This is a genomic window from Bradyrhizobium sp. WU425 (genome assembly GCF_021052305.1).
In the GTDB taxonomy this organism is placed as follows: domain Bacteria; phylum Pseudomonadota; class Alphaproteobacteria; order Rhizobiales; family Xanthobacteraceae; genus Bradyrhizobium; species Bradyrhizobium canariense_D.
The window spans coordinates 4,980,899-5,006,477 of sequence record NZ_CP088089.1 but is presented as its reverse complement, the minus strand read 5'-3'; the positions used below and the strand labels follow the sequence as shown (position 1 = coordinate 5,006,477).

28 protein-coding genes and 1 pseudogene are annotated in these 25,579 nt (G+C 63.3%); 23 read left to right on the top strand and 6 right to left on the bottom strand.

What is annotated here, in order from left to right:
• Nucleotides 1-111: 111 nt before the first annotated feature.
• Genes BcanWU425_RS24450 through BcanWU425_RS24430 form a run of 5 tightly spaced genes read left to right on the top strand, consistent with a single transcriptional unit; the run spans nucleotide 112 to nucleotide 1,295 of the window.
• Complete coding sequence (locus BcanWU425_RS24450) at nucleotides 112-294, top strand: hypothetical protein (RefSeq protein WP_231188618.1); 183 nt, start codon at nucleotides 112-114, stop codon at nucleotides 292-294.
• Between the two features lie 13 nt (nucleotides 295-307).
• Nucleotides 308-508 carry a hypothetical protein gene (locus tag BcanWU425_RS24445; RefSeq protein ID WP_204510917.1) on the top strand — a complete coding sequence of 67 codons (201 nt, stop codon included), beginning with the start codon at nucleotides 308-310 and terminating at the stop codon, nucleotides 506-508.
• A gap of 3 nt (nucleotides 509-511) precedes the next feature.
• Nucleotides 512-739 (top strand): hypothetical protein, encoded by a 228-nt coding sequence (locus BcanWU425_RS24440; protein WP_204510918.1) that lies wholly within the window; start codon nucleotides 512-514, stop codon nucleotides 737-739.
• Between the two features lie 15 nt (nucleotides 740-754).
• Complete coding sequence (locus BcanWU425_RS24435; protein ID WP_018459305.1) at nucleotides 755-1,018, top strand: hypothetical protein; 264 nt, start codon at nucleotides 755-757, stop codon at nucleotides 1,016-1,018.
• Between the two features lie 34 nt (nucleotides 1,019-1,052).
• On the top strand, nucleotides 1,053-1,295 hold the full coding sequence (locus tag BcanWU425_RS24430; protein WP_026233777.1) for a hypothetical protein: 243 nt from the start codon (nucleotides 1,053-1,055) through the stop codon (nucleotides 1,293-1,295).
• 38 nt (nucleotides 1,296-1,333) lie between these two features.
• Here the strand turns inward: BcanWU425_RS24430 and BcanWU425_RS24425 are convergent, their stop codons facing one another.
• Nucleotides 1,334-2,584, bottom strand: a complete 1,251-nt coding sequence (locus tag BcanWU425_RS24425) for a DUF763 domain-containing protein (protein WP_026233776.1) — start codon at nucleotides 2,582-2,584, stop codon at nucleotides 1,334-1,336.
• Between the two features lie 125 nt (nucleotides 2,585-2,709).
• On the opposite strand from BcanWU425_RS24425, the gene BcanWU425_RS24420 reads away from it, so the two are divergent.
• Entirely contained in the window at nucleotides 2,710-3,858 is a 1,149-nt protein-coding gene (locus BcanWU425_RS24420) for a mechanosensitive ion channel family protein (protein WP_204510919.1), read from the top strand.
• Between the two features lie 87 nt (nucleotides 3,859-3,945).
• On the opposite strand, the gene BcanWU425_RS24415 is transcribed toward BcanWU425_RS24420, so the two are convergent.
• Nucleotides 3,946-4,890: a tripartite tricarboxylate transporter substrate binding protein gene (locus BcanWU425_RS24415; protein ID WP_326955996.1), complete on the bottom strand. Its 945-nt coding sequence runs from the start codon at nucleotides 4,888-4,890 to the stop codon at nucleotides 3,946-3,948.
• Between the two features lie 139 nt (nucleotides 4,891-5,029).
• Here BcanWU425_RS24415 and BcanWU425_RS24410 point away from each other — a divergent pair, with 139 nt between their 5' ends.
• Genes BcanWU425_RS24410 through BcanWU425_RS24380 form a run of 7 tightly spaced genes read left to right on the top strand, consistent with a single transcriptional unit; the run spans nucleotide 5,030 to nucleotide 11,196 of the window.
• Nucleotides 5,030-5,737, top strand: a complete 708-nt coding sequence (locus BcanWU425_RS24410) for a TetR/AcrR family transcriptional regulator (RefSeq protein ID WP_085385611.1) — start codon at nucleotides 5,030-5,032, stop codon at nucleotides 5,735-5,737.
• Nucleotides 5,738-5,766: 29 nt separating this feature from the next.
• Nucleotides 5,767-6,651, top strand: a complete 885-nt coding sequence (locus BcanWU425_RS24405) for an amidohydrolase family protein (protein ID WP_018459299.1) — start codon at nucleotides 5,767-5,769, stop codon at nucleotides 6,649-6,651.
• Nucleotides 6,648-7,949 (top strand): C4-dicarboxylate transporter DctA, encoded by a 1,302-nt coding sequence (gene dctA / locus BcanWU425_RS24400; protein WP_085395880.1) that lies wholly within the window; start codon nucleotides 6,648-6,650, stop codon nucleotides 7,947-7,949. The genes BcanWU425_RS24405 and dctA overlap by 4 nt, the downstream gene beginning before the upstream one ends.
• Before the next feature lie 39 nt (nucleotides 7,950-7,988).
• Nucleotides 7,989-8,702, top strand: a complete 714-nt coding sequence (locus tag BcanWU425_RS24395; RefSeq protein WP_204510920.1) for a PIG-L deacetylase family protein — start codon at nucleotides 7,989-7,991, stop codon at nucleotides 8,700-8,702.
• The gene (locus tag BcanWU425_RS24390) at nucleotides 8,699-9,382 is read left to right on the top strand and encodes a 4-carboxy-4-hydroxy-2-oxoadipate aldolase/oxaloacetate decarboxylase (RefSeq protein WP_204510921.1); all 684 of its coding nucleotides are present in this window, start codon (nucleotides 8,699-8,701) and stop codon (nucleotides 9,380-9,382) included. Before BcanWU425_RS24395 ends, BcanWU425_RS24390 begins: the two co-directional genes overlap by 4 nt.
• Before the next feature lie 21 nt (nucleotides 9,383-9,403).
• Entirely contained in the window at nucleotides 9,404-10,273 is an 870-nt protein-coding gene (locus tag BcanWU425_RS24385) for an ABC transporter substrate-binding protein (RefSeq protein ID WP_085395883.1), read from the top strand.
• Nucleotides 10,273-11,196, top strand: coding sequence for an NAD(P)-dependent oxidoreductase (locus BcanWU425_RS24380; protein WP_204510922.1), 924 nt, complete (start codon nucleotides 10,273-10,275; stop codon nucleotides 11,194-11,196). The genes BcanWU425_RS24385 and BcanWU425_RS24380 overlap by 1 nt, the downstream gene beginning before the upstream one ends.
• A gap of 12 nt (nucleotides 11,197-11,208) precedes the next feature.
• Here the strand turns inward: BcanWU425_RS24380 and BcanWU425_RS24375 are convergent, their stop codons facing one another.
• On the bottom strand, nucleotides 11,209-11,520 hold the full coding sequence (locus tag BcanWU425_RS24375) for a hypothetical protein (RefSeq protein ID WP_204510923.1): 312 nt from the start codon (nucleotides 11,518-11,520) through the stop codon (nucleotides 11,209-11,211).
• A gap of 213 nt (nucleotides 11,521-11,733) precedes the next feature.
• Nucleotides 11,734-12,975, bottom strand: a complete 1,242-nt coding sequence (locus tag BcanWU425_RS24370; RefSeq protein ID WP_204510924.1) for an amidohydrolase family protein — start codon at nucleotides 12,973-12,975, stop codon at nucleotides 11,734-11,736.
• A 143-nt stretch (nucleotides 12,976-13,118) separates the two neighbouring features.
• Between BcanWU425_RS24370 and BcanWU425_RS24365 the strand changes: the two genes are divergently transcribed.
• Both BcanWU425_RS24365 and BcanWU425_RS24360 read left to right on the top strand, forming a co-directional pair.
• Nucleotides 13,119-13,538 carry a nuclear transport factor 2 family protein gene (locus BcanWU425_RS24365; protein WP_018459291.1) on the top strand — a complete coding sequence of 140 codons (420 nt, stop codon included), beginning with the start codon at nucleotides 13,119-13,121 and terminating at the stop codon, nucleotides 13,536-13,538.
• Nucleotides 13,539-13,716: 178 nt separating this feature from the next.
• Nucleotides 13,717-14,625, top strand: a complete 909-nt coding sequence (locus BcanWU425_RS24360) for an amino acid ABC transporter substrate-binding protein (RefSeq protein WP_085352769.1) — start codon at nucleotides 13,717-13,719, stop codon at nucleotides 14,623-14,625.
• A 211-nt stretch (nucleotides 14,626-14,836) separates the two neighbouring features.
• Here BcanWU425_RS24360 and BcanWU425_RS24355 read toward each other — a convergent pair.
• Together BcanWU425_RS24355 and BcanWU425_RS24350 are read right to left on the bottom strand one after the other, a co-directional pair.
• Nucleotides 14,837-16,047 (bottom strand): annotated as a pseudogene (locus BcanWU425_RS24355) (acyl-CoA dehydrogenase family protein).
• Nucleotides 16,048-16,090: 43 nt separating this feature from the next.
• A complete protein-coding gene (locus BcanWU425_RS24350) occupies nucleotides 16,091-17,716 on the bottom strand; it encodes a long-chain fatty acid--CoA ligase (protein WP_026233773.1) in 1,626 nt (541 codons plus the stop codon).
• Between the two features lie 178 nt (nucleotides 17,717-17,894).
• Here BcanWU425_RS24350 and BcanWU425_RS24345 point away from each other — a divergent pair, with 178 nt between their 5' ends.
• The 8 genes from BcanWU425_RS24345 (at nucleotide 17,895) to BcanWU425_RS24310 (ending at nucleotide 25,532) form a co-directional block, all read left to right on the top strand.
• A complete protein-coding gene (locus tag BcanWU425_RS24345; protein WP_231188608.1) occupies nucleotides 17,895-19,748 on the top strand; it encodes a flavin-containing monooxygenase in 1,854 nt (617 codons plus the stop codon).
• Between the two features lie 38 nt (nucleotides 19,749-19,786).
• Nucleotides 19,787-20,605, top strand: coding sequence for a lytic murein transglycosylase (locus BcanWU425_RS24340; RefSeq protein ID WP_204510926.1), 819 nt, complete (start codon nucleotides 19,787-19,789; stop codon nucleotides 20,603-20,605).
• 195 nt (nucleotides 20,606-20,800) lie between these two features.
• Nucleotides 20,801-21,022 carry a hypothetical protein gene (locus BcanWU425_RS24335; RefSeq protein WP_007592399.1) on the top strand — a complete coding sequence of 74 codons (222 nt, stop codon included), beginning with the start codon at nucleotides 20,801-20,803 and terminating at the stop codon, nucleotides 21,020-21,022.
• A gap of 12 nt (nucleotides 21,023-21,034) precedes the next feature.
• Nucleotides 21,035-21,457, top strand: coding sequence for a hypothetical protein (locus tag BcanWU425_RS24330; protein WP_018459285.1), 423 nt, complete (start codon nucleotides 21,035-21,037; stop codon nucleotides 21,455-21,457).
• Between the two features lie 370 nt (nucleotides 21,458-21,827).
• Nucleotides 21,828-22,277 (top strand): MaoC family dehydratase, encoded by a 450-nt coding sequence (locus BcanWU425_RS24325; protein ID WP_018459282.1) that lies wholly within the window; start codon nucleotides 21,828-21,830, stop codon nucleotides 22,275-22,277.
• Between the two features lie 62 nt (nucleotides 22,278-22,339).
• Nucleotides 22,340-22,852, top strand: coding sequence for a hypothetical protein (locus BcanWU425_RS24320; protein WP_204510927.1), 513 nt, complete (start codon nucleotides 22,340-22,342; stop codon nucleotides 22,850-22,852).
• Between the two features lie 321 nt (nucleotides 22,853-23,173).
• Nucleotides 23,174-24,331: a helix-turn-helix transcriptional regulator gene (locus tag BcanWU425_RS24315; protein ID WP_204513922.1), complete on the top strand. Its 1,158-nt coding sequence runs from the start codon at nucleotides 23,174-23,176 to the stop codon at nucleotides 24,329-24,331.
• Nucleotides 24,332-24,560: 229 nt separating this feature from the next.
• Complete coding sequence (locus BcanWU425_RS24310) at nucleotides 24,561-25,532, top strand: helix-turn-helix transcriptional regulator (protein ID WP_018459279.1); 972 nt, start codon at nucleotides 24,561-24,563, stop codon at nucleotides 25,530-25,532.
• Nucleotides 25,533-25,579 lie beyond the last annotated feature (47 nt).

The window sequence follows — 25,579 nt, the reverse complement described above, 5'->3', positions numbered from 1 at the left end:
TGCAGTCGTCGGTAGGAACGGCATGCCGTTGCTCTAGTTGTTTTTGCGACATCGAAAGCCGCGACGAGTTCCTCCGGTCGATGTCGCAGATCAACAACAGGAGACAGCATCATGACCGGCAAGATGCCACCTGTTCCCGCCGAGAATCAAAGTCCGAAGGGAACCGGCGACAGCAAGCAAGTGTCCTCGACTGCCCCGCGCGGCCAGCAGCGTGCGCAAAATCCGGACCAGCAAAGCCAGCAGGGCAACATCAAGCAGAACACCACCAACCAAGGCTATCAGCAAGATCGCTGAGGAGCGGACCCTCATGTCGACATCCACCAAGACACCGAACAGCATCCGTCAGGGCGGACCAGGCGCATCGCATGAGAATGCGAAGGCACCGCTCGAAGTGAAGAAGCCCGCGGCGGACGACCCGCAGCGCAACCACAGCCGCGTCTCCGGCGGAGGTGGCGAGCACGATTCACACCACAGGCATGACGAGGCCGGAAAAGGCGGAGGCAGGTGAGGCATGACCAACAAGCAACCCAAACTCTACGCACCGACGGAAAAGGATATGCAAAATAACCCCATGATCGGCGGATCGAAGGGCGCAACGATGGCCGGTATCTCGCCTGAGGACCTCGAGGACGCCTTGGGCGAGAACACGATCGAAGGCGACGTCGAGAACGACGTGAACGCCGCTGGCGACATCGACAAGGACATCGCACGCAGTGGCACGCACCGAAGAGGCCGATAGCTCCGGAGGACGAGCATGCAAGGCAAGAAGACCCACGAGCAACAGGTTCGCATCCTCGAGCGCAAGCCGGATGTTCCAGACGCGCGAGAGCTTGAGCGCGCCCTCGGCCACAATCCGGAGAATACGGCCGTTCACCGGGCGAGACCTGAGGCGCGACAGAGTGAATTCCCGGTGAGCCGAGGCGGCCTCAACCAGGAAAGCGATCACAACAAGCACAATGATTCCGGCCAAAGCGGACACAAGCCGCCGAAACCGACGCCGGCACAGCAGAAGCATTGAGCTGCACGGGCGATCAAAGCAAGAGGAGAAAAAGATGCCAGGTGGTCGTGGCAGCAAGACGCATTTCAGATCGGGCATGCACGGCAAGGGCGACGGCAGCGGCGCCATGACGGACGTGCCCAAGGAGAAGATCGGCGACAACATGGTGCTGTCAAACCGCGACAAGGCGCAGCACTCGGACATTCGCGGCATGGACGGCAAGGCGATCCAGACCGAACAATATCAGGACCACTCGGCCAACCGGCTCGACGAGGAGCCGGGCACCGACGAGACCTGAGAGCGGCGTTCCTTCCCGCTGAACTCGCGGACCGGCTTTCAGCCGGTCTGCTTTTTTGTCGACCCGAGATCACGCTCCCAGCCGAACACGGAACGGCCGTCGAGATCGGGCGAGGCCGCACGCTCTCCGGCGATATAGGATTCGACGGATGGCCCATGCGCGGTGCGCTCCAGCCGCCGCGCCTGGTCGTCGAGGCGCTTGATGGCTTGCATCTCTTCCTCGCGCCCGAGCTTTGCGTTCTGAATCGCCCCCTTCAGCACGCGAATGGTTTCGTCATAGACCTTGAGTGGAACAGGGTAGGGATGCCGGTCCTTGCCGCCGTGGGCAAGCGAGAAGCGCGCGGGATCGTTGAAGCGGTAGGGCGCGCCGTGCACGACTTCGGCGACCATCGCCAGCGAACGAACGGTGCGAGCGCCAACGCCGGGAGTCAGCAGCAGCTCCGGAAAGTCGACCGGGCCGCGCTCGGCCGCAGCAGCGAGTGTGCCGTGCAGGCGGCGCGCAAACACGTCCTTCGGCCGCACGTCGTGATGCCCGGGCATGATCAGGTGCGGCAGCGTCGCCTGTGCGGGCGCGGGCGCAGTTCCGGTGAGCCGCTCGAATTCGGAAAGGATACGATCCGGGCCGAGATCGCTCAGAAGCTCGAGCTGCGCGGTGCGCGAGATCTCGGCGCGATGGTCGGTGAGGTTGACGATCTCGCCTTGCCGCGGCCCGTCGATCGCGCTGTGCGGTGCGTCGACAAAACTCTTCAGCGCCTCGGAATGCCAGTGATAGCGGCGGGCCTGCCGCTTGTCGCCGTTCATGCCTTGCTGCACCACGGTCCATTTGGCGTCGGCGGTGACGAAGAAGCCGTGCAGGTAAAGGTCAAAGCCGTCCTGGACCGCGGCGCTGTCAACCTTCGCCACGAGGCGACTCGCACGCGTGAGCTTTGCGCCGTCGAAGCCGATTCGGTCGCCGAGCTGCATCAGCTCGTCCGGGGTCTTGCGCGAGTGCTGGCCACGCCCGCCGCAGACGTAGATTCCGAGCTCGTCCTGGAGCGGTCCCAGCCCGCGCTTCAGCGCGCCAATCACCGACGTCGTGATGCCGGAGGAGTGCCAATCCATCCCCATGACGGCGCCGAACGACTGGAACCAGAACGGGTGCGAGAGCCGCTGGAGGAATGCATCGCGTCCGTAGTGATGCACGATCGCCTGTGTGACGATCGCGCCGAGCGACGACATGCGGGTCGCCAGCCAGGGTGGAACCCGGCCGGTGTGAAGGGGAAGATCGGCGCTGCCGGTCCGTCGAGTCATGATTGACCACAAATAGCGCAGTTCGGCGATGATTGCACCAGAGGGATGCTGCATTGCACCGAGCGGGGGAGCGAACGACGCTGCAACGCGTTGAACGCAAGCGCGGATGCAATGCGGGGACATTAATGGATTGGCAGACCCTTTTGGCCGACATCGACAGGATGTTCGGGTGGATCCCGTCGTGGTTCGTCGGCCTCACTCTAGTCTTGGGCGCGATCCTGATCGCCCTGTCGATCTATCGCCTCTCGGTTTGGCTGTTCAACCGCGCCTTCGGAACCCGCCTCCCGCTCGTGAGCGTGTTCATCGCCCGCACCGCGGGCCCAACTCAGCTGGCCCTCAGTCTTGCCGCCGTAGCGTTGGTGCTGCCGCTCGCGCCGCTGGACGACGCCTTCCGCACGCCGCTGACGCGCCTGTTCGTCGTCGCCTTCATTGCGCTGATCGGCTGGATCTCGATCCGGATCGTGGATATGAGCGCGGCACGGTATCTCCAGAACTTTCGCGACGTCACCGAGAATTTTGTCGCGCGCAAGCACGTCACCCAGGTCCGCGTCTTCAAGCGCGTCACCGATATCATCATCGTCATCATCACGGTGTCGACCGCGCTGATGACATTCGACTCGGTCAGGCAATACGGCGTCAGCCTGTTCGCCTCCGCCGGTGCCGCCGGTATCATCGTTGGTCTTGCCGCCCGGCCGCTGCTGAGCAATCTGATCGCGGGCATGCAGATCGCAATCACCCAGCCGATCCGCATCGAGGATGCCGTCATCATCGAGAACGAGTGGGGCTGGGTCGAGGACATCGCCGCGACCTATGTGGTGATCCGGCTGTGGGACTGGCGCCGCATGGTGGTGCCGCTGTCTTATTTCATCGAAAAGCCATTCCAGAACTGGACCCGCGACACTGCGTCCCTGATCGGCGTGATTGCGTTTCATGTCGATTATCGTGCCGACGTGCCGCGGATCCGGCGCTGGCTGGAAGAAGCAGTGAAGGAGTCCAAGCTCTGGGACGGCGAGGTGGTCAATCTCCAGGTCGTTGACGCGGATGCTCGCACCATCGAGCTCCGCGCCCTCGTCAGCGCCAGGAACGCGCCGCAGTCCTGGGACCTGCGCTGCGAGATGAGGGAGAAGCTCATCGCCTTCATCCGGGACGAGATGCCGGAAGCGCTGCCGCGCGAGCGCGCGATCCTGATCCCGTCGGGAGGAGGCGACGATGACGCCGATTTCGTGCGGCGTCCCGCGCCGCCGGAGAAGATGCGGGCGAGCGCACGCATTTGACCTACTTGCGCGTCGGCCTTCGTGGCGCCGCGCAAGCCTGCCTGGCGCTGGATCGTGTCCAGCGCGCTGGTCCTCATGCGAAGCACCTCACTGCGCGCGGATGTCGGCGGCCTTCAGCACCGGCTCCCATTTGGTCGCCTCGGCATGCATGTAGGCGCCGAAATCCCTCGACGATGAGCCGACCGGGGCCGCGCCGATCTTGCCGAGCGTCGACAGTACGTTTGGGTCCTGCAGCGCCGCCTTCAGATCGCTTTCGAGCTTCGTGACGATCTCCGGCGGCATTTTTGCGGGACCAAGAACGCCCCACCAGACGGAGACGTCGTAACCCGGCACGCCCGACTCGGCGACGGTCGGAACATTGGGCAGCGCCTTGGAGCGTTCGGCCGAGGTCACCGCGAGCGCGCGCACCGCGCCGCCTTCGATCTGGCTGATGGCTTCCGCAAGTGGATTGATGCTGAGCGGAATGTCGCCGGCGATCACGGCGGTCAGCGCGGGGGCGCCGCCCTTGTAGGGGATCGCGACGATCTTGGTGCCGGACATGTATTTCAACAGCTCACCCGCGAGGTGCGCCGAGGTGCCGTTGCCGGACATGCCGTAGGAGAGCTTATCCGGCTCCTTTTTCGCCGCGATGAGGAGATCACTGAGCGTCTTATAGGGGCTGTCCTTGGCCACGACGATCGCGAGCGGGGAGGAGGCGACTTCGCTGATCGCGGTGAAATCCTTGAACGTGTCATAGGGCACCCTCGGATAGATGAACTGGTTGAGTGGATGGCCGCTCGCGACGAGGATCAGCGTGTAGCCGTCGGGCGCGGCCTGCGTCAGCGCTTGGGACGCGACGATTCCGCCGGCGCCGGGACGATTGTCGATCACCGGCTGCTGGCCCCAAGTCCCGGCCAGCGCCTGAGCCAAGGTGCGCGCGAGCACGTCGACGGCGCCGCCGGCCGCATAAGGCACCAGGATGTGGACCGGCTTGCTCGGATATTTGTCGGCCTGTGCGGCGGTCCCCGCGAGCAGCAGACCGGCGCCCACCATCAGACCGCTGATGGTCTTGTTGAAACCCAGCCATTTCCCAGCACTCCTTTGCACCCAGCGGCGGTCTCTCGGCCTTTCCGGGTGTCATCCATGGTTTTTGTTGACGAGACCTGATCTTTTGTACGATAGTACAAATCACATGATCCGCAACCCCGCCAGCAAGGAAACGGCCCGCAAGCCGAACATGCGCGAGGCGATCCTCGCCGCGGCCGAGGAGCTGTTCGCCACCAACGGCTTCAACGCCGTGTCGGTGCGCGATATCGCACAGGCCGCCGGCGCCAATCCCGGCAGCGTCACCTATCATTTCAAGACCAAGGACGGCCTGCTGCTGGAGATCTACCGGCGCCATTGCGGGCCAATGAATTTGCGCCGTTCCGAGCTGCTCGCGGCCGCCAAGCGCGTGCGCGATCTCCAGGATCGGCTCGAAGCGGTGGTGCGGGCCTATGTCGTGCCGGCCTTCACCTCGGGCAGTGATCTTGCCGGGGGCGGGGCGCGGTTCACGCGGCTGCGCGCGGTGATGTCCGCGGAGGGCAATGAAGTCGCGCGAAAGATCATCGCACAGACTTTTGACGACACCAGCCACGCCTTCATCGATGCTGTTCACGAAAGCCTGCCGCACGTTCCGCGCACCGATATCGTCTGGCGCAGCCACTTCCTGCTTGGCGCACTCTATTATTCGCTGGTGACGCCGGATCGCGTCTCGCGCCTGTCGCGCGGCGAGGCCGACGGCAGCGATGCCGCAAGTGCCATCGAGCAATTGGTGCAAGCCACCGTGGCCGCGTTCCAGGCGCCGGCGCTGGATCAGGCGCCAGCACGGCGACGGCCGGTCGTCAGCAGCAAGACTTGAAGACACGATCTGGTTCGGCGGTTTATCTGATGGCAATGATGTACACGCCGACCATTCCGCCGCCCGATCCGGACACGCGCACGCCGAAGTTCAGACTGCCGAACCTGTCTTGCGATGCGCATTGCCACATCTTCGGGCCCGGCGCGAAATACCCTTACGCGCCGGAGCGTTCCTACACGCCGCCGGATGCGCCGCTCGAGGATTTCCGCGCGCTGCATGCCAAGCTCGGCGTTGGACGCGCCGTCATCGTCAATGCGAGTGTGCATGGCACCGACAACACGGTGGCGCTTGACGCCATCGCGCAGAGCAACGGGGCCTATCGCGCGGTTGCCAATATCGACGACACCATCACCGAGCGCGAGCTTCGCGTGCTGCATGAGGGCGGCTTCCGCGGCTGCCGCTTCAATTTCGTCCGCCATCTCGGCGGGGTCCCGGACAAGCAGGTGTTCGACCGCATCGTCGCGCTGGTCGCACCGCTCGGCTGGCATATTGATCTGCATTTCGATGCGATCGACCTGCCTGAACATGCCGACACGCTGATAAGGCTGCCGCTGAGCTACACCATCGACCATATGGGACGGGTGAAGGCGTCCGAAGGGCTCGACCAGCTGCCGTTCAAGATCCTGGTCGAGCTGATGCAGCGCGACGAGAAATGCTGGGTCAAGATCTGCGGCTCGGAGCGGGTGTCATCGGCCGGTCCGCCGTTCACCGACGCCGTGCCGTTCGCGCGAAAAATTGTCGAGACGGCGCCCGACCGCGTCATCTGGGGCACCGATTGGCCGCATCCCAATGTCAAGGCGATGCCGAACGACGGCGATCTCGTCGACCTAATCCCGCTGTTCGCGCCGGAGCCGGAGTATCAGCAGAAGATCCTCGTCGATAATCCAGCGCGGCTGTTCGAGTTCGGCCAATGACGGCGCTAGCGATCGACAAGCCGCGCGGCCGCGCCTGGTGGAAGGAGCTCTGGATCCAGGTGCTCATCGCCATGGCGGCCGGAATCGCGCTTGGGATCGTCAATCCCGAGGGGGGCGCCAGGATGCAGCCGCTTGGCGACGCCTTCATCAAGGCGATCCGGATGCTGATCGCGCCGATCATCTTCTGCACGGTCGTCCATGGCATCGCGCATATGGCCGATATGGCCCGTGTCGGGCGCGTCGCCGTCAAGGCGATCGTCTATTTCGAGATCATGACCACGATCGCGCTGATCATCGGTCTCATTGCGGTGAACTTGCTCAAGCCCGGCGTCGGCATGAACATCGATCCCGCCAGTCTCAATGCCAGCGCGATCGAGCCCTATGTCAAGCAGACGGGCGTGATCGGCTTTGTGCCGTTCCTGATGAACATCGTGCCCGCGACGTTCATCGGCGCCTTTGCCGAGGGCAACATCCTCCAGGTGCTCTTCATCGCCATACTGTGCGGATTTGCGCTGGTGCAGCTCGGCGAGCGCGCCGCGCCGCTGGTCCATCTCATCGACATCGCCGCCAAGATGGTATTCACCATCGTCGGATTCGTGATGTGGGCTGCGCCGATCGGCGCCTTCGGCGCCATCGCCTTCACGGTCGGCAAGTTCGGCGTCGGCTCGCTGGCCTCGCTGGGCAAGCTCCTCGGCGGCTTTTATCTCACCTGCGTGATCTTCATCATCGTGGCGCTCGGCCCGGTCGCGCGTCTGTGTGGCTTCTCGCTGCTCAAGCTGATCCGCTACATCTGGGAAGAGCTCTTGATCTGCATCGCCACGACATCGTCCGAGACGGTGCTGCCGCGGATGCTGACCAAGCTGGAGCAGGCCGGCTGCGAGCGCAGCGTCGTTGGGCTGGTGATCCCGACCGGCTATTCCTTCAATCTCGACGGCACCTGCCTCTACCTTGCCGCCGCCTCGGTGTTCCTGGCACAGGCGACCAACACGCCGTTTGGGCTAGCCGAGCAGATCGAGCTGCTTCTGATCCTGCTCGTGACCTCCAAGGGCGCGGCGGGAATCGCGGGCGCCGCCTTCGTCGTGCTGGCGGCAACGTTGTCCGCCACCGGCAGCATTCCGGTGACGAGCGTGGCGCTCGTGCTCGGCATCCACCGCCTGATGTCGCAAGGGCTGACGCCAACCAATCTGATCGGGAACGCGGTCGCGACGATCGCGATTGCCAAATGGGAAGGCGCACTCGATGCCGACCGCCTGAGGCGCGTGCTCGACGGCGAGGAATCCGCTGTCGCGACTCGATGAACCGATGACGTTGACGAACGATAGAGGGGAGTTTGTCCCATGAAAACAGGTCTCGTGATCACGGCCCATCCGGGCGATTTCGTCTGGCGCGCCGGCGGCGCCATCGCGCTGCATGCGAAGAAGGGCTACCGCATGAAGATCGTCTGCTTGTCTTTCGGCGAGCGCGGCGAGAGCCAGTTCGCCTGGAAGGAGAAGGGTGCGACGCTGGAATCGGTCAAGGCCGGCCGCAAGGACGAGGCGGAGCGGGCGGCCAAGCTGCTCGGCGCCGAGATCGAGTTCTTCGATTGCGGCGACTATCCGCTGAAGCTCGCCGAGGCGCATTTCGACCGCATGGTCGACGTCTACCGCGAGCTCAATCCGAGCTTCGTGCTGACGCATGCGCTGGAGGATCCCTATAATTTCGACCATCCGAACGCGGCGCATTTCGCGCAGGAAACCCGCGTGGTCGCGCAGGCGATGGGCCACAAGCCCGGCGCGCAGTACAAATATTCGGCCCCGCCGGTGTTTTTGTTCGAGCCGCACCAGCCGGAGCAATGCAACTACAAGCCGGACCTGCTCCTCAAGATCGACGAGGTCTGGAAGGAGAAGTACGAGTCGTTCCAGATCCTCGCCGCGCAAAAACATCTCTGGGGCTATTACGAACGTGTCGCACTCAATCGCGGCATCCAGGGCAGCCGTAACACCGGTGTGCCGATGACGTATGGCGAGGCCTATCAGCGGCTGTTTCCGACGGTTGCGGAGGAGTTGGCATGAAGCCGGTCGTCGTTCGCAACATCAAGCGTGCCGATCCCGCTGGGATGGCGGAGTACGGCGTCTCGACTGTGCACGAGGCCTATGATCGGCTCGGACTGATGAAGCCGTATCTGCGGCCGGTCTGGGCCGGCGCGGCGATCGCCGGCCCCGCCGTCACCGTGCTGGCGCAGCCCGGCGACAACTGGATGATTCATGTCGCGGTCGAGCAGTGCACGAAGGGCGACATCCTCGTCGTGGGCTGCACCACCGACAACACCGACGGCATGTTCGGCGAGCTGCTCGCAACCTCGCTGCAGGCGCGCGGCGTGCAGGGATTGATCATCGATGCCGGCTGCCGCGACGTCAGGGCACTGCACGAGATGAACTTTCCGGTGTGGTCGCGCGCGGTCTCGGCCAAGGGCACGGTGAAGGCGACGCTCGGCTCGGTCAATGTCCCCGTGGTCTGCGCCGGCGTCAACCTCGATCCCGGCGACATCATCGTGGCCGATGACGACGGCGTCGTGGCGGTGCCGAAGCGCTACGCGGCCGAGGTCGCCGAGAAGGCGAGGAAGCGCAACGCGGACGAAGGCGGCAAACGCAAGCGGCTGGCTTCGGGCGAGCTGGGCCTCGACATGTACAGCATGCGCGAGGCCTTGGCGAAGGCCGGGCTCGTCTATGTCGACAATCCCGAGGACGTCTAAAACAATCAGCGGAGTGGGCCGATGGATCGTCTCAAGCTGAAGGCCGTGCTCGGCAGTCACCCCCATGTCCAGGCGGTGAAGAGCGGCGAGCTCCGCTCCAACCGCTTCGACCTCGACTTCATCGATTACACGCCGACCAACACTGCGTTCAAACCGATGGTGCGCGAGCAAGCCTTCGACGTCTGCGAGATGGCGATCGTCACCTATCTGATGGCGAAGGCGCATGGCAAGCCCTTGGTGCTGCTGCCTGCCACAATGCTCGGCCGCTTTCAGCATTCCTACGCGCTCTATAGTTCTGCGCAGGGAACTCTCGGGCCGTCCGATCTCGAAGGCAAGCGCGTCGGCATCCGTTCGTTCACGACCACGACCGGCGCCTGGATCAGGGGCATCCTCGCCAACGACTACGGCGTCAACCTCGACAAGATCCGCTGGGTCACGTTCGAAGACCCGCATGTCGCCGAATATGTCGACACCACCGAGCGCGCGCCGAAGCACAAGAAGATCCTTCAGATGCTGCTCGACGGCGAGCTCGACGTCGTCCTTGGTGAGGCCTCGAACGATCCCAAGCTGAGGCCGCTGTTCCCCGATCCGGCCGCGGAAGCCGCCATATGGTACGCGCGCCGCGGCGTCGTGCCGGTCAACCATCTCGTGGTCGTGACCGAGCAGCTAGCGAAATCGCGTCCTGACGTAGTTTCGGGCATTTATGATCTCCTCAAGCAAAATAAGGCGCAGGCGGGGCCTGCGGCAACGCCGGACCTGGTTCCGTTCGGAATCGAAGCGAACAGAAGGTCGCTGGAGTTGATCGTCGACTACGCGTTCCAGCAGGCGCTGATCCCGCGCCGCTATGCGGTTGAGGACCTGTTCGACGCAACAACGCGAGGACTGAACTGATGGCGGGCGATCCCAAGCGATGGCAGGTCGGGCTGGTCGGTTATGGCGAGGTCGGCAGGATTCTGGCCGAGGATTTGCGCCAGCAGGACATCAAGGTCACAGCCTTTGACATCAAGCTCGCGGGCGAGCAGGGTGGTTGGCTGCACGAGCATGCTGAAAAATTCGGTGTGGGGCTCGCAGCCTCGCACGCCGAGCTGACCGCCAAGTCCGATTTCATCATCTCCGCGGTCACCGCGAGCCAGGCCGTGCCGGTGGCAAAGGCCTGCGCGGCCGCGATCAATCAGGGCACCTGGTTCCTGGATTTCAATTCGGCGTCTCCCGCCGCCAAGCAGCGCGCTGCCGCGCTGATTGATGGCGCCGCCGGACGTTATGTCGAGGGCGCGGTTATGACGTCGGTGCCGCCTTATCGCATCAAGGTGCCGCTGCTGCTCGGCGGTCCCGGGGCCAGGGAGCTGGAGCCGCTTTTGAACGGGATGGGTTTTGCGGCCAAGGTTGCGGGCGACAAGCTCGGGGTTTCATCGGCGGTGAAGATGTGTCGCAGCATCATGATCAAGGGCCTGGAGGCCATGGTGATCGAAAGCTTCACTACCGCGCGCGCCTATGGCGTCGAGGATGCGGTACTGGCTTCGCTGGCGGAAACCTTTCCCATGATCGATTGGGAGAAGCAGGGTGCTTATTGCTTCCAGCGTGTGATCGAGCATGGCCGCCGCCGCGCCGAGGAAGTACGCGAGGTCGCCGAGACCGTGCGTGAAGCGGGGCTGACGCCGTGGTCCGCGCAGGGCACCGCCGAGCGGCAGGCCTGGGTGGCGGACCTCGCCGACGAGGGCCTGTTCGGAACGAAGGGTACCAAGGAGTTCGCCCGCAACGCTGACTGGCGCACCGAGGCGGACCGAATCCTGGCGAAGATCAATCGCGAGAAATAGGGCGGCTCCTGCTCAGGACTTCGCCGTGCGAGAGCCAGTGAGTTCGTCGCGGGTGCGTTCGATCAGCGCCATCAGGTCTTCGGCCTTGCGGGCCAGCCGATCGTTCGCGACTTCGGTCCGGAATTCTGCGCGGATCGATCGAATACACTTGTCGGCGGTATCGAGCGTCAGGAGCATGCGCGTCAAGTCATCTTGGGTCCGGATGCTCACCAGATCGAGGTTTGACAGGACATGCCCGATGCCGTCGAGCCGTTTTATAGCGGCCTCGCCGGGCGTTCTCGCTCGAATGGCGTGATGGTCGATGCTGCTGAATGCGCTGAACATGTCGATGCTTCCCCGTTGAATGCAGACTTCAGTGCAGGTTCTGCTTTCAACGGCACCGCGGGACTGGCAATATGCTCAGCTATCGGCAATCAGCGCGGATCGACTATCCGGTATTCTACCGGATTCGGAACATGAGAACGATCGACGGTAACATCTAACGGAAAAAACGCGGCAATTCGCCCCGCTTCAATGCAGATATGCGTCCAGAGCGGCTCAGGAGCCGGGGCGGAACACAGTGGGCCGTTGCCGCGCAAAAGTCTGCCGGCAGCTCTTGAAGCCCATTACGACATCCGGCAGCTCGGCGACGGCGAAGCGGCTGTCTTGCGTATCGAGCACGATGAGATCGGCGGGGTTTCCGACCTTGATGCCGTAATCCCCAAGGTTCATCAGCCGCGCCGGCAGCTCGGTCACGAGATCAAGGCAGGTATCGAAGTCGTTCACCGAGGCATGCGCGACGTTGGCGTAGAAATTCGCCATTCGCAGCAGTGAGGCATCGCCGAACGGCGTGAAGGGATTGAGCACGTTGTTGGTCGCGATCGAGCACAGCACGCCGTCGGCGGCGAGCTTGTGGGCGAGCGTCAGCCCGCGTGGCGCGTTGTGGGTCGCTTCCCGCCCCATCAGGTACAGATCGGTTGCCGGCAGCACGGTGACGGCAACGCCAGCCTTGGCCAGCTGCGCGGTGGCGGCCCTCAGCCGCTCCGGTGGCAGTGCGGAGAGTTTCGTGGCGTGGCCGATTGCCACGCGCCCCCCATATTTGCGCCGCTCGGTCTGCCGGCAGACCTCGTCGAGGTGCCACCAGGAGGGATCGAGATCGAAATCGAGATGGAGATCGACGTCCAGGTCGAACGCCTCGGCGAGGTCGAAGATGCGTGCGAGATGGGCGTTCGGGTCGGTGTCCGTGTAGGGGCAGCCGCCGATCACCTCCCCACCATCGCGCAGCGCCTGGATCAGAAGCTCCTCGCTGCCGGGATCGTTGGTGAGGCCTTCCTGCGGAAAGACACAGAGCGACAGGTCGATCGCCCAGGCATAGTCACGCTTCAGCGCCTTCACCGCCTCGAAGCCGCGCAATCCGATGCGGGGATCGATCTCGACGTGGGTTCGCATGCGCGTGGTGCCGTGGACGATAGCACGTTCGAGTACCCGGGCGCCGCGCGCGTAGACGTCCTCGACCGAGAAACCCTTCTTCATCTCGGAGACGGCGCGGATCGCTTCGGAGACGCTGCCGTGATCATGCCCGCAGCGGCCGAGCAGGCAGGCCTTGTCGAGATGGATGTGGCTGTCGACGAAGCCGGGCAGGGCGAGGCGTCCGCCGACATCGACTTCGGCAGCCTCGCAAGCGAGCGTCGGTTCGATGGCGGTGATCCGGCCGCGCGTGACGCCGATGTCCATCGGGTCGGCGGCACCACGCAGCAAGGCGTTGCGAAAGATAAGGTCAAAGGCGGATTGGGCGGTCATGGCTCTTGCGGAAGGAATTTAGTGCATTCGGCCGCGTTTGGCGGCTCCAGATTGTCGGCAGTGTAGCGACGGAAATGTTCAAAATATATGCACGTATTCCCCGAGAGCGGCGTTAGTATTCCGCAAGCCCTGGAGAATGAGCCATGTCCGCTGCCGCAAAAGCCGAAGCCGGTCCGTCGTCCGACGCCGAGATCGTGGAAGCCTATCTCACGGCGTCGATGATCCCCGATCCGGACGCCGCGGCTGCCTATATGGCGCCGGGCACGGTGATCACCTTTACCGGTGGGCGCGAGTTCGATCATCCGCGCGGCCCGACCGCTTTCAACGCCAAGCGCTACCGCTGGGTCAAGAAGAAGATGGACCGTTTCGACGTCTGCCCCGGCGACGGCGAGACCGTGGTCTATAGCGTCGGCACGCTCTACGGCGAATGGATGGATGGGTCCGCGTTCGAGGGCAACCGCTATGTCGACCGCTTCGTGGTGCGGAATGGCCAGATCACCAAGATGGACGTCTGGAACGACAGCGCCGAGCGGATCCTGGTCCAGCGCGGCATCGACGCGTAACAGCCATCCTGGCGCTTGAGCGCCCCGACTCCAGGGGGACAAAAGGCCGGTCCACCATATCGCAAGCCGCGATACCTGATAGATGCAAGCTCGTGTGGCGGCTGCCGCGCGCCTGCGCTATCAACGGTGCGATTGCTGCGCCCGGCATGGGGGCGCAAGCCTCCTCGAGGAGTTCCCGATGCGTTTACCCACCGTTGTCCTGGCCCTCACATGCCTTGCAACTGCCGCCTCCGCCGAAGACCTGTCGGGTACGCTTCAGAAGGTCAAAGAGACCAAGAAGATCACGCTGGGCTACCAGGAGGCCTCGGTCCCGTTCAGCTATCTCGACGGCAACCAGAAGCCGGTCGGCTTTGCCATGGATATCTGCCTCAGGATCGTGGATGCCGTGAAGAAGCAGCTCGGTATGCCCGACATCGCCGTCGACACCCTCGCCGTGACGTCGTCGAACCGGATTCCGCTAATGGTCAACGGGACGCTCGACCTGCATTGCTCGGCGACCACCAACAATGCCGATCGCCAGAAGCAGGTCGCCTTCACCAACACGCACTTCCTCAGCGCAACGCGATTTGCGGCCAAGAAAGCCGCAAAGATCAACACCATCGACGATCTCAAGGGCAGAGCGGTGACGGCGGTGGCCGGCTCGGTCAACCTGACACAGCTCGCCAAGGTCAACACCGAGCGCAATCTGGGCATCAATGTGATGCCGGCCAAGGACCAGGCCGAAGCCTTCCTGCTGCTGGAAACCGATCGCGCCCAGGCCTACGCGCTCGACGACGTGCAGCTCGCGGTGGCGATCGCGCGCTCGAAGGAACCACAGCTCTTCATGATCAGTGAGGAGACGTTCTCGAAGCCCGAGCCTTACGGGATCATGTTGCGGCGAGAGGACGCTCCATTCAAGGCGCTCGCCGATCGCGCGACTGCGGAGCTGTACGCCAGCCAGGAGATCGAGGTCCTCTACAAGAAGTGGCTGGAATCGCCGACTCCGCCGAACGGCCTCAACTACAACGTCCCGATGTCGGGCGCCTTGCGCAACGCCTTCAAGAAGCCGAGCTCCAGCTTCGATCCCGATGTGTACGTGGTGAATTGAGTGAGGGCGCCACGGCGCTGGTTGTAATCGGGCTGCGTGTCAGCGTGCCCTCGCCCCTTGCGGGAGAGGGCAGCTCCGCTGGTTGATGCAGACTCACTGGGGTGAGGGGTTTGTCTCCGCGGAAGCAGACCCCTCATCCGGCGCTTCGCGCCACCTTCTCCCGCAAGGGGAGAAGGAAAGAGAGCGAGCCGCACGAGCGGAATGCTTCGTCCTACGCATTCGAATATTTCTTCAGCTCGAACCGCGCGATCTGGTTCCTGTGCACCTCGTCCGGCCCATCCGCAAGCCGCAGCAAGCGCGCGGTCGCATAGGCCTGGGTTAATCCGAAATCGTTCGACGTGCCGCCGCCGCCGTGGGCCTGGATCGCCCAGTCGATGATCTGGCAGGCCATGTTGGGCACGGCGACCTTGATCATCGCGATCTCCGCTTTCGCCACCTTGTTGCCGACGGTGTCCATCGCGTAGGCGGCGTTGAGCGTCAGCAGCCGCGCCTGCTCGATCATGATCCGGGCTTCTGCAATGCGTTCCTGCGTCACCGTCTGCTCGGAGACCGGCTTGCCGAAGGCGATGCGGCTGCGCACCCTCCGGCACATCTTCTCCAGCGTGCGCTCGGAGAGCCCGATCAGCCGCATGCAATGGTGGATGCGCCCCGGGCCGAGGCGTCCCTGCGCGATCTCGAAGCCGCGGCCCTCGCCGAGCAGCATGTTCTCTTTGGGCACGCGCACATCGGTGAAGACGACCTCAGAGGCACGGTCGGGCACACCATAGAAGCCGAACACGGGCAGGGGGCGCTTGACCTCGACGCCCGCAGTGTCCATCGGCACCAGGATCATGGATTGCTGCTTGTGGCGGTCAGCATTGTCGGGATCGGTCTTGCCCATGAAGATGCAGATCTTGCAGCGCGGGTCGGTCGCATTGGTGGTGTACCATTTGCGGCCGTTGATGACGTAATGGTCGCCCTCGCGAACGATCGAGCTTTCGATGTTGGTCGCATCGGATGAGGCGACGGCAGGCTCGGTCATGGCGAAGCAGGAGCGGATTTCGCCTGCGAGCAGCGGCTTCAGCCAGCGCTCCTTGTCCTCCTTCGTGCCATAGCGCTCCAGCACCTCCATGTTGCCCGTGTCGGGCGCCGAACAGTTGAAGACTTCGGGTGCGAGATGCGAGCGGCCCATGACCTCGCAGAGCGGGGCATATTCGAGATTGGTCAGGCCGGCACCGTGGCCGGAGTCCGGCAGGAACAGATTCCAGAGGCCTTCGGCGCGCGCCAGCGGCTTCAGCTCCTCGACGACCGGATAGACTTCCAGGGACCCAGCTCCTCCGCCTCGCGATAAAAGCGCTCCTCATTAGGATAGATGTGCCGATCCATGAAACTGTCGAGCTTGCGCTTGAGCTCGACGACTTTGGGGGACATCGGGTAGAGCATCTTTGGCCTCCTCGATCGATGGGCGGGGCGATGCGCGGTCGGCTCAAGCGACGCGATACTCTCTGAATTTCTCGCGCAGGGCCGATTTGAGCACCTTGCCGGTGCCGGTCATCGGGAATTCGTCCAGAAATTCGACGGCGTCAGGCATCCACCAGCTCGCGATTTTCGGACGCATGTGGTCGAGCAACGTCTTGCCGTCGACGGTCGCGCCCTTTTTGCGGACGACGAGGAGCAGCGGCCGCTCCTGCCATTTCTCATGGTTGATCGCGACCACGGCGGCTTGCAGCACATCGGGGTGAGACAAGGCCACGTCCTCGAGTTGGATCGAGGAGATCCATTCGCCGCCGGACTTGATCACGTCCTTGGAGCGGTCGGTCAGCGTGACGTGGCCCTGGGGGTCGATTACGGCCATGTCGCCGGTGATCAGCCAGCCGTCGCGGTCGAGGCCTTCGTCGAGTTTCATGTAGCCGGACGCAACCCACGGTCCCCGCGCGCGCAGATGGCCGACGCTCTTGCCGTCACGCGGCAGCTCGTTGCCGCCGTCGTCGACGATGCGCAAGGCGGTGCCGAAACAGGCGCGGCCGGACACCTGGCGGCGCTCGAACTTCTCCTTGTCGTCGAGATGCTCGGAGCCTGGCCGCAAGCCCGGCATCGAGCAGCCCAAGGCTTCAGTCATGCCCCAGGCCTGGACGTAGTCGATGTCATATTCGCGCTTGAGCTTCTCGACCATAGCGCGCGGCGGCGCCGAGCCCGACGACAATGTTGCACGAAGTGTCGAGAACCTGTTGCCGGTGCGCCCGAGCCAGTCGAGCAGGATCAGCCAGAAGCTCGGTACGCCCGCCGACAGCGTCACCTTCTCGCCTTCGAGCAGTTCATAAAGCTTGTCGGGCTCGTAATTGCGACCGGGCAGCACCAGCTTCGAGCCGGTATAGGGCGCGGTGAACGGCATGTTCCAGCCGTTACCGTGGAACAGCGGCGCCATCGGCATCATCACCTCGCGCACGCCTTCCAGGTGCCCGGGCAGGAAGTCGAAATTGCAGGAGACCATGGTCTGCAGGATCGCGGCGCGGTGCGAATAGATCACGCCCTTCGGATTGCCCGTCGTGCCGGAGGTGTAGCAGATGGTGGACGCCGATTTTTCGTCGAACTCCGGCCAGGCGAAGCCGGCGTCGTTCTCGTTCTCCAGCAGCTCCTCGTAGCAATGCACGTTGGCAAGCTTGGTCTGCGGCATCCGCTCGCGCGAGCACATCACGACATAGGCTTCGATCGATGTGAGCTGCGGCGCGATCGCCTCCACGATCGGCAGCGTGGCACGGTCGATGAACAGCAGCCGGTCCTCGGCATGATTGACGATGTAGACGAGTTGTTCGGGAAACAGCCGCGGGTTGATGGTGTGCAGCACATATCCCATGCCCGGCGCGGCGTAGAACATCTCGAAATGCCGGTGCGTATTCCAGGCCAGCGTGCCGACGCGGTCACCGGACATCATGCCGAGCCTCTTGAGCGCCAACGCCATGCGCTTGATGCGCGGATGGGCGTCGGCATAGGTATAGCGATGGATGTCGCCTTCGATCTCGCGAGCGACGACCTCAGCCTCGCCGTGATAGTCGGCGGCATACTGGATCAGGCCGCTGATCAGGAGCGGCATATCCATCATCAATCCCTGCATCGTCTCCTCCGGACCGCCATGTCGCTGCATGACGTACGCTTGTGATGTGCGCTTGAGGTTAGCGGAACGCCACGCGACGTTCACGCAAAAAGCGAGAGACGCGATTGCATGCGTCACTTTTTCAGGGCTAAGTGATGCGAGCTGCCGGCGAAGCAGTGTCCGCCGGGGGAGGAAACGGATGACAGCGGAAAGACACAAGACCGGTGCAGCCGGCGAATCTACAATCGACATTGCCGCACTCCGTGCGCGCTATCGCGACGAGCGCGATCGCCGCCTGCGCGCCGAAGGCAAGGCGCAATATGTCGAAGTGACCGGCGAGTTCGGGCGCTATCTCGACGATCCCTGGGCCAATTCCGGATTTGCCCGCGAGGCCGTCAGCGAACAGACCGAGGTGCTGATCGTGGGCGGCGGCTTCGGCGGCCTTCTGTGCGGCGCGCGACTGCGCGAAGCTGGCATCGATGATTTCCGGGTCGTGGAAAAGGCAGCCGATTTCGGCGGCACCTGGTACTGGAATCGCTACCCTGGCGCGGCCTGCGATACCGAGAGCTACATCTACCTGCCGTTGCTGGAAGAGACCGGCTACATGCCGGTGCGCAAATATGCGCGAGCCCCCGAGATCTACGAGCATTCGCGCCGCGTCGGCCGTCATTTCGGCCTCTATGAGCGCGCGCTGTTTCAGACCGTCATCACCCACATGGAATGGCGGGAGCAGGAGGCACGCTGGCTGGTCGAGACAGATCGCGGTGATTGCATCCGCGCGCGCTTCGTCATCCTTGCTGGCGGCCCGCTGAGCCGTCCGAAGCTGCCGGGCATTCCCGGTATCGAAAGCTTCAAGGGACACAGCTTCCACACCAGCCGCTGGGATTACGCCTACACCGGCGGCACGGCCGAAGGTGATCTTAGTGGTCTTGGCGACAAACGCGTCGGTATCATCGGCACCGGGGCCACCGCCGTGCAATGTGTGCCGCATCTCGGCCGCTCGGCCAAGGAGCTCTACGTCTTCCAGCGTACGCCGTCGGCGATCGGCGTGCGCGACGACCGCCCGACGGATCAGAGCTGGGCGCAGGGGCTCAGGCCCGGCTGGCAGCGCGAACGCATGGACAATTTCACCGCCGTGATCTCGGGCGAGCCATTCGAACAGGATCTGGTGCAGGACGGCTGGACCGGCCTGCTCGGCGAGATCCTGCTGGCGCCGCGCCGCCAGCCGCAGCCGGTGACTTCGATCGAGGAGGCGCTCAAGGTCATCGAGCAGGCCGATTATCGCAAGATGGAAGAGATCCGAGCGCGCGTCGATGCGATCGTCAAGGATGAGGCGACGGCTTCGGCGTTGAAACCCTGGTACAAGGCATTCTGCAAACGGCCGTGTTTCCACGACGAATATCTCGACACCTTCAATCGTCCCAACGTGCATCTCGTCGACACCAGGGGACAGGGCGTCGAGCGCATCACCGAGAACGCGGTCGTGGTCGACGGCAGGGCTTATGAGCTCGACTGCCTGATCTATGCCAGCGGCTTCGAGGTCGGCACCGACTACGCCCGCCGCATGGGCTTTGAGGTCTACGGCCGTGACGGCGTGAGCCTGTCGGCGCGCTGGCGCGATGGCGTCAAGACGCTGCACGGCTTCTACAGTCGCGGCTTCCCGAATTGCTTCCTGATCGTCATGGTGCAGGCCGGCCAGAGCGCCAACTTCCCGCACATCATCGACGAGCAGTCGCAGCACATCGCCTATGTGATAGCCGAGGCGCGCAAGCGCAAAGCCCGGACGCTGGAGCCGACGCTCGATGCCGAGAACGCCTGGGTCGAGGAGGTGGTCAAAGCTGCGCTCGGCCGCCAGACCTATCTCGCCGAATGCACGCCCGGCTATTACAACAATGAAGGCGTGTTCGATCCGATCGCGGCGAGAAACAGCCAGTATTGGCGCGGGCCGGTGGCATTCCTGCGGCTGCTGGACAAGTGGCGCCAGGAGGGCAATTTGGATGGACTGGAACTGTCGTATGATCACGCCCTGGAGCCGGCGCCTTCGTCCGGGTAAGCTCGGGCATTGGATCACCCAGGGAGAGGACGTCGGACATGATCAGGGGCAGAACTGTAGCTGCGGCGGTTTTTGGGGCGATGACGCTGCTCGGCTGCCTGGCGCCCGCCGCCCACGCCGCGCAATGCGGCAGTTCGTCGGCCGGCTTCGAGGCCTGGAAGCGCGAGTTCAGCGCGGAGGCGCAGGGCAAGGGCGTCGGCCAGACTGCGCTCTCGGCGCTAATGCAGACCAATTACGCCAGTGCCACCATCGCGGCCGACCGTGGCCAGCGCAGCTTCTCGCTGACGCTCGACCAATTCCTCGCCAAGCGCGGCGCCACCACCATCGTTGCCAAGGGTCGCCAGCTCAAGCAGTCGCAAGCCGCCTTGTTCACCTCGATCCAGCAGCGCTATGGCGTCCCGCCGGGGCCGCTGATCGCGATCTGGGGCATGGAGACCGGGTTCGGCAGCCAGCGCGGCAACCAGAACATGCTCTCTTCGATCGCGACGCTCGCCTATGACTGCCGCCGTCCCGAATTCTTCACTGAGCAGCTCTATGCGGCGCTGAAGCTGATCGATCGCGGCACGCTGTCGGGGGCAACCCGCGGCTCGATGCACGGCGAAGTCGGTCAGACCCAGTTCATGCCCAAGAACATCCTGGCCTACGGCACCGGCAATCTCGAAGTTGCCGGCAATGCGCTGAACTCGACGGCGAATTTCCTCAAGGCCCATGGCTGGCGTGCAGGAGCGGGTTACCAGCCGGGCGAGCCGAATTTCGCTGCCATTGAAGCCTGGAATGCCGCCGGCGTTTATCAGAAAGCGATCGCCCTGATGGGACGGCAGATCGACGAGGGCGGAGGTACGGCCGCCTCGCGCTGACAGAGCCGCGTTTCGAAGGGGCTCAAGCTTCTTGGTTTTGGCGCGTTTGCTTTATGCGAACCGGCATCCACTTCGCTTGAGAACGCTCCTGCTCAGCAAGGCGTGATGCGCCGGCAAGAGAAAGTTGTTGCCAACTGGAACCGACGGCACGAGGTTTGCTTTGATCGAACAGGGCTGGGCATGAGGAGACTCAACATGGCAACCCAGATCGTGATGGACCAGACTGGCGACACGCGCCACGAGTTTGATCCTGGCAATGCCGAAGCGCTGGCGCGAGCCGAGCGGCGCTTTCGGGAGCTGACCGGAGCGGGCTTCACGGCCGCGCTGCGAACCGGACCTGGCGAAGTCACCCGGATCCGATCGTTTGACCCGACCGCGCAGGAAACGCTGTTCTATCCCCGCCTAGTCGGCGGTTGATCTGAGCTGCTCATGATCGCGGCAGTTTGGCTCCGTGGGCCGGCGCGTGCGCGTCTGCATGCGCTCCGCGAACTCTATCGGCGCTTCTTCGGCGAGAACACGCCGGATGCTCGCGGTCGCCGGCTCCTGGCCGAATGGCTGTCACCGGCGCAGCGCGCCCAATTCGAGCAGCACCGGTATTTCGATGTCGTCGGCGGCGATACCGGCAAGACCTATCGCATCCATTATGGCACCGCCGCCAACGTCCATGAGATCGACGAGGCCGGAAATGCGACGATGGGGTGGTGCTTCGTCCCGTCAGGCTTTCTCGTTCCCGGCGACGTGATGCTCGCACAGAAGATCGCGCTCGAAACCGACGAAAGGGGAGCTCTCGCGCTCGCCAACAGGTTTCCGCCAGCGACGCATTCGGAGCACTTCTACCGACGGCCGTTCTAGGGCGTGGCTATCAGTAATGGGTGGAGCGATAGGCATCCACCGCGTGCGCTGCAAAAACGCCGACGCTGCAAAGCGCGAGCAAGGCTGAGATCAGCTCGATCATAACTCGTCCTCCTGCGGCGGCAGGGAGACGAGGTGCTGACAGCAGGAATAATCCCAGATCAGGTTGAGGAAGAATTGCATGGTGGCCGTCCCTGTATGCTTTTGACAACGAGATAACCGACCATCTGTTTCAGGCGTGTTTCGTCGCATCTGGAAACGGGTTTCTTGGGGAACCCCGGGCTGGTTTGTGCGCTGCGGAGCCGCTACATCCCGCTCTTGCTCAATCCCATTAGCCGCGAGGCGGCGCATCACATTGCGAGGCGAAATCATGGCGCAGGTCGAGTGGTTCGACGATCTCACCATTGGAATGCAGTTCAAATCCCCCGAAGTTCACGTCACCGAGGCCGACATCAAGCGGTTCGCGGCCGAGTTCGATCCGCAGCCGATGCATCTCGACCACGAAGCCGCCAAGCAGACCCTGTTCAGGGGTCTCGCTGCCTCGGGATGGCACACCGCCGCGATTGCCATGAGCCTCGCGATCCAGACCCGCCCGTTCGGCCCGCATCCGTTGATCGGCGCCGGCGTCGACGGGCTGCGCTGGACCATCCCGGTGCGGCCCGGCGACCGCCTGCATCTGGTCGGGGAGGTCATGAGCCTGACGCCATCGAAGTCGAAGCCGCAGGGCATCGCACTGGTGAAATGGACGATGTTCAATCAGAACGGCGAGGAGGTTTACACCTTCACCCCGATCGCGATCGTGCCGCGGCGAACCGCCTGAAGCCCTTGCGGGTCACCGGCAGAGGTGGTCATCTCAGTCCAGGGAACACGCTGGAGGCTGACATGAAACGATATCTTCTCGCCGCCGGGCTCCTGGCAGGCGCCTTGAGCGCAGTCGCTTTGACCGCAAGACCGGTGCAGGCGCAACAATCCAAGGTCGGCGACTGGACCATCGAAAAGCGTACGCAGGACGCGCATTGCAATGCGAGCCGCGGCTACAAGGACAAGGAAGACGAGAACCGGGACTACGTCATCGTCATCACCCATTCCGAGAAGGCGATCGTGATCGTGATGATCTATGACGGTTGGGAGTGGGACAAGGTCGGCGAGATCCTCCGGGCCGATGTCGGCACCGACGACGCCGATATCATGAAGAAGGCGAAGTGGGAGGTCATGGACAAGACCACCGTGCGCGGCATCTTCGAATACGATCAGTCCATGATGGACCGGCTGTCCAAGGCCAAGCGTCTCTCGCTCGATTTCGAGGACGATGACGATGACAGCATCGAGATGCAGGTGCCGCGTGCCGGCGAAGCGCTGGCGGCGCTGAAGTTCTGCGAGGAGAATCGCAAGTAAACTGCCGGAACCGAATGCGAGGCCGGCGAGATCGGTGGCGACACGGTTCTGCGGTGCGCGCCGGTGTCTGACTCATCGCACGCGTGACGCATCGCATATAGTCCGCGCGCTGTTCGCATTTATCCTAGTCTTTGGCGAAAACGTCCAAGCCGCATCCTGCGGTTGACGTTACGCAAGGACGATGTTCGATATTCCAGCATTTCGTTGCAACGTTTTCTCCCCGTCGAAGGCGGCCATTGGACGGCCCGTCTCCTTCGCCAGTCCCCGGATCGCGATCTTTCTCGCACGCCCGAGCCATACGCAGATTGCGTCGTCCGGCCGATGACAATCCTCCACGCAAATCGATTCTCGTCCCTTGTCGGCGAGATCTACGACGCCGCGGTCGATCCCGCACTGCGCAGCGGGGTGCTGGAACAGGTTTCGCATTTCGTCGGCGGATGTGCCGCGACCATCCTGTCCAGGGACAGAGCCAGGCTCTCGATCGAGATCCACGAGCATTTTGGCACCGAATCCCGCTTCCGCCAGCTTTATCGCGACCGATATGTGGAGCTGGACCCTCTACTCGATCGCCATTTTACGCTCGCGGCGGAGCAGACGATCGGCGTAGCCGACATCATGCCTCAGGCGGATTTTCTGGCAACGAGCTTCTATCGCGAGTGGGTGGAACCGCAAGGAGCGATAGACCTTGCAACCATTGCCCTCGAGAAGTCGGACACGCGCACCACAATCCTGCAGGTGTTGCGCCACCGGTCGCGCGGAATGGTTGACGAGCCGATGCGTGAGCGCGTGCGGCTGCTGGCTCCGCACCTTCAGCGCTCCAGGATCATGGGCCGACAGATCAGGGCACGCTCGCATACCGTGGACGACCTTGCCGAGGTCTTGGATGGGCTGAGCACGGCGATCTGCCTGCTCGACGCAGATGGCCGCGTCGTGCATGCCAACGCAGCATGCCGCGGGCTGTTCGCCGATGCCAGCCTGCTCGCAATGGTCGGCGACCGGATCGTGGCCCGCAACACCCAGACTGATAAAATATTCCGCGGCCTGTGCGAAATCGATTCAGGCAGCGAAACTCGTTCCGCTGCCCGCCGCCAGATCGAGCTTGCGACATCAGTTGATGGACAGCACTATCTGCTCCACGCCTTTCCCTTGAAGCGCTGTCGCACTCCATCGCGAGATGCTGCAGCCACGGTGCTGTTCGTTCAGAAGGCATCGGCGGCGACATGGCTCGCGGCTGATGCGATTGCGGCGGCCTTCAGGCTGACACCGTCCGAACTGCGCGTTTTAATGGCCATCATCGAGATTGGCGGTGTTCCCGACATTGCGGCAAAGCTCGGCATCGCCGAAACGACGGTGAAGACGCATCTCGGTCGCCTGTTCGAGAAGACCGGCACCGGCAGGCAGGCCGACTTGGTCAAGATCGCCACCGGCTTTGCCGTTCCATTCGCGCATCGAACGAATGGCGGTGACGACGCCGTGTGATCCATTTCACAAGGCTCGCCGATACGTGCCGCGATCTCAATGCATTGTGATGAGCCGAGCTCCCGTGTCCTCCGAATGCAGGACGCGAGTCATTTGATACTTTCGTATATCGCGATCCAGAAAAGTGAAGAGCAGCAAGCGCCACGAAGAGATGCGACGACGGCGTCAAACGCGAGTGTGAGGAAACGACAGCGCACGGCCGGACCTGCTCGTCGGTTGGAGGATTGCAGTGAGCCAGTTTGATTTTTCCATTATTAATGTTTCGACGAACGAAATTCCCGAAAACGAGCGTATCCCGCTGCTTCGCGATTTCTACTGCCGCGGGGTGTTGAAGGCGGAGGTCGAGGCGAGAGAAGGAAAGCCGGCTACGGCGAGCTTCACGTCCCACGTCTTGCCGGAAGCCCAATTGCTGATCGGAGGATTGTGCGGAGCGCGCGTCAGTCGCACCAAACACCTGGTTGCCGATGGCGACGACAGCCTGGCCCTGATCGTGAATCGATCTGGCGTACTTGGAATATCCGAGCGGGGACACGATCTGAGCCTTCGTGCAGGGGAGGCGGTCCTGACCAGCGCGGAGGACGTCACGACGTTCGAGCGATTGTCGCTGGGTAGCTGCTTCTCCCTACGCGTGCCGAGACGCGTGCTGGCGCCGATGATCGTGGATGTCGATGACGCCGTAATGCGTGTCATGCCGGAGAGCTCGACAGGACTTCGATTGCTGGTCAACTATGCGGAGACACTGGTGCGGGAGAAGGCGTTCGCGACGCCAAATTTGCGCCAGCTCGGGGTCGGGCATCTGCACGATCTTCTGGCAATCGTTCTCGGTGCCACCAACGAGCCCCGGGAGCTGGCCGGGCGGCGCGGCGTGAAGGCGGCACGGCTGCAGAAGGCCAAAGTCTCCATCGCCAACAATTGCTGGCGGCAGGACCTGTCGGTGGCCACAGTCGCCCAGGAGCTCGGCGTGACGCCGCGTTATCTCCAGCGCCTGTTCGAGGCCGACGGCAAGACGTTCTCGTCCTTCGTGATCGAACAACGCGTCAAGCGCGCCCATCGCATGTTGCGGGAACCCGGATACGCCGAGCGGACGGTCAGCTCGATCGCCTACGATGTCGGCTTCGGCGATCTCTCCTATTTTAACCGCTGCTTCCGTCGAACTTATGGCGCCACGCCCAGTGACGTCAGGAGCGGCGAAATGTCGTGACCGCGCACGACTGAGTTTCAAGTCAAATGCCGCTTGGAGACGGCAGG

Coding starts and splice junctions, on each gene's coding strand:
- BcanWU425_RS24450 (WP_231188618.1), top strand. CDS start 112: ATGACCGGCAAGATGCCACCTGTTCCCGCCGAGAATCAAAGTCCGAAG.
- BcanWU425_RS24445 (WP_204510917.1), top strand. CDS start 308: ATGTCGACATCCACCAAGACACCGAACAGCATCCGTCAGGGCGGACCA.
- BcanWU425_RS24440 (WP_204510918.1), top strand. CDS start 512: ATGACCAACAAGCAACCCAAACTCTACGCACCGACGGAAAAGGATATG.
- BcanWU425_RS24435 (WP_018459305.1), top strand. CDS start 755: ATGCAAGGCAAGAAGACCCACGAGCAACAGGTTCGCATCCTCGAGCGC.
- BcanWU425_RS24430 (WP_026233777.1), top strand. CDS start 1,053: ATGCCAGGTGGTCGTGGCAGCAAGACGCATTTCAGATCGGGCATGCAC.
- BcanWU425_RS24425 (WP_026233776.1), bottom strand. CDS start 2,584: ATGACTCGACGGACCGGCAGCGCCGATCTTCCCCTTCACACCGGCCGG.
- BcanWU425_RS24420 (WP_204510919.1), top strand. CDS start 2,710: ATGGATTGGCAGACCCTTTTGGCCGACATCGACAGGATGTTCGGGTGG.
- BcanWU425_RS24415 (WP_326955996.1), bottom strand. CDS start 4,890: ATGGTGGGCGCCGGTCTGCTGCTCGCGGGGACCGCCGCACAGGCCGAC.
- BcanWU425_RS24410 (WP_085385611.1), top strand. CDS start 5,030: ATGATCCGCAACCCCGCCAGCAAGGAAACGGCCCGCAAGCCGAACATG.
- BcanWU425_RS24405 (WP_018459299.1), top strand. CDS start 5,767: ATGGCAATGATGTACACGCCGACCATTCCGCCGCCCGATCCGGACACG.
- dctA (WP_085395880.1), top strand. CDS start 6,648: ATGACGGCGCTAGCGATCGACAAGCCGCGCGGCCGCGCCTGGTGGAAG.
- BcanWU425_RS24395 (WP_204510920.1), top strand. CDS start 7,989: ATGAAAACAGGTCTCGTGATCACGGCCCATCCGGGCGATTTCGTCTGG.
- BcanWU425_RS24390 (WP_204510921.1), top strand. CDS start 8,699: ATGAAGCCGGTCGTCGTTCGCAACATCAAGCGTGCCGATCCCGCTGGG.
- BcanWU425_RS24385 (WP_085395883.1), top strand. CDS start 9,404: ATGGATCGTCTCAAGCTGAAGGCCGTGCTCGGCAGTCACCCCCATGTC.
- BcanWU425_RS24380 (WP_204510922.1), top strand. CDS start 10,273: ATGGCGGGCGATCCCAAGCGATGGCAGGTCGGGCTGGTCGGTTATGGC.
- BcanWU425_RS24375 (WP_204510923.1), bottom strand. CDS start 11,520: ATGTTCAGCGCATTCAGCAGCATCGACCATCACGCCATTCGAGCGAGA.
- BcanWU425_RS24370 (WP_204510924.1), bottom strand. CDS start 12,975: ATGACCGCCCAATCCGCCTTTGACCTTATCTTTCGCAACGCCTTGCTG.
- BcanWU425_RS24365 (WP_018459291.1), top strand. CDS start 13,119: ATGTCCGCTGCCGCAAAAGCCGAAGCCGGTCCGTCGTCCGACGCCGAG.
- BcanWU425_RS24360 (WP_085352769.1), top strand. CDS start 13,717: ATGCGTTTACCCACCGTTGTCCTGGCCCTCACATGCCTTGCAACTGCC.
- BcanWU425_RS24350 (WP_026233773.1), bottom strand. CDS start 17,716: ATGCAGGGATTGATGATGGATATGCCGCTCCTGATCAGCGGCCTGATC.
- BcanWU425_RS24345 (WP_231188608.1), top strand. CDS start 17,895: ATGACAGCGGAAAGACACAAGACCGGTGCAGCCGGCGAATCTACAATC.
- BcanWU425_RS24340 (WP_204510926.1), top strand. CDS start 19,787: ATGATCAGGGGCAGAACTGTAGCTGCGGCGGTTTTTGGGGCGATGACG.
- BcanWU425_RS24335 (WP_007592399.1), top strand. CDS start 20,801: ATGGCAACCCAGATCGTGATGGACCAGACTGGCGACACGCGCCACGAG.
- BcanWU425_RS24330 (WP_018459285.1), top strand. CDS start 21,035: ATGATCGCGGCAGTTTGGCTCCGTGGGCCGGCGCGTGCGCGTCTGCAT.
- BcanWU425_RS24325 (WP_018459282.1), top strand. CDS start 21,828: ATGGCGCAGGTCGAGTGGTTCGACGATCTCACCATTGGAATGCAGTTC.
- BcanWU425_RS24320 (WP_204510927.1), top strand. CDS start 22,340: ATGAAACGATATCTTCTCGCCGCCGGGCTCCTGGCAGGCGCCTTGAGC.
- BcanWU425_RS24315 (WP_204513922.1), top strand. CDS start 23,174: ATGACAATCCTCCACGCAAATCGATTCTCGTCCCTTGTCGGCGAGATC.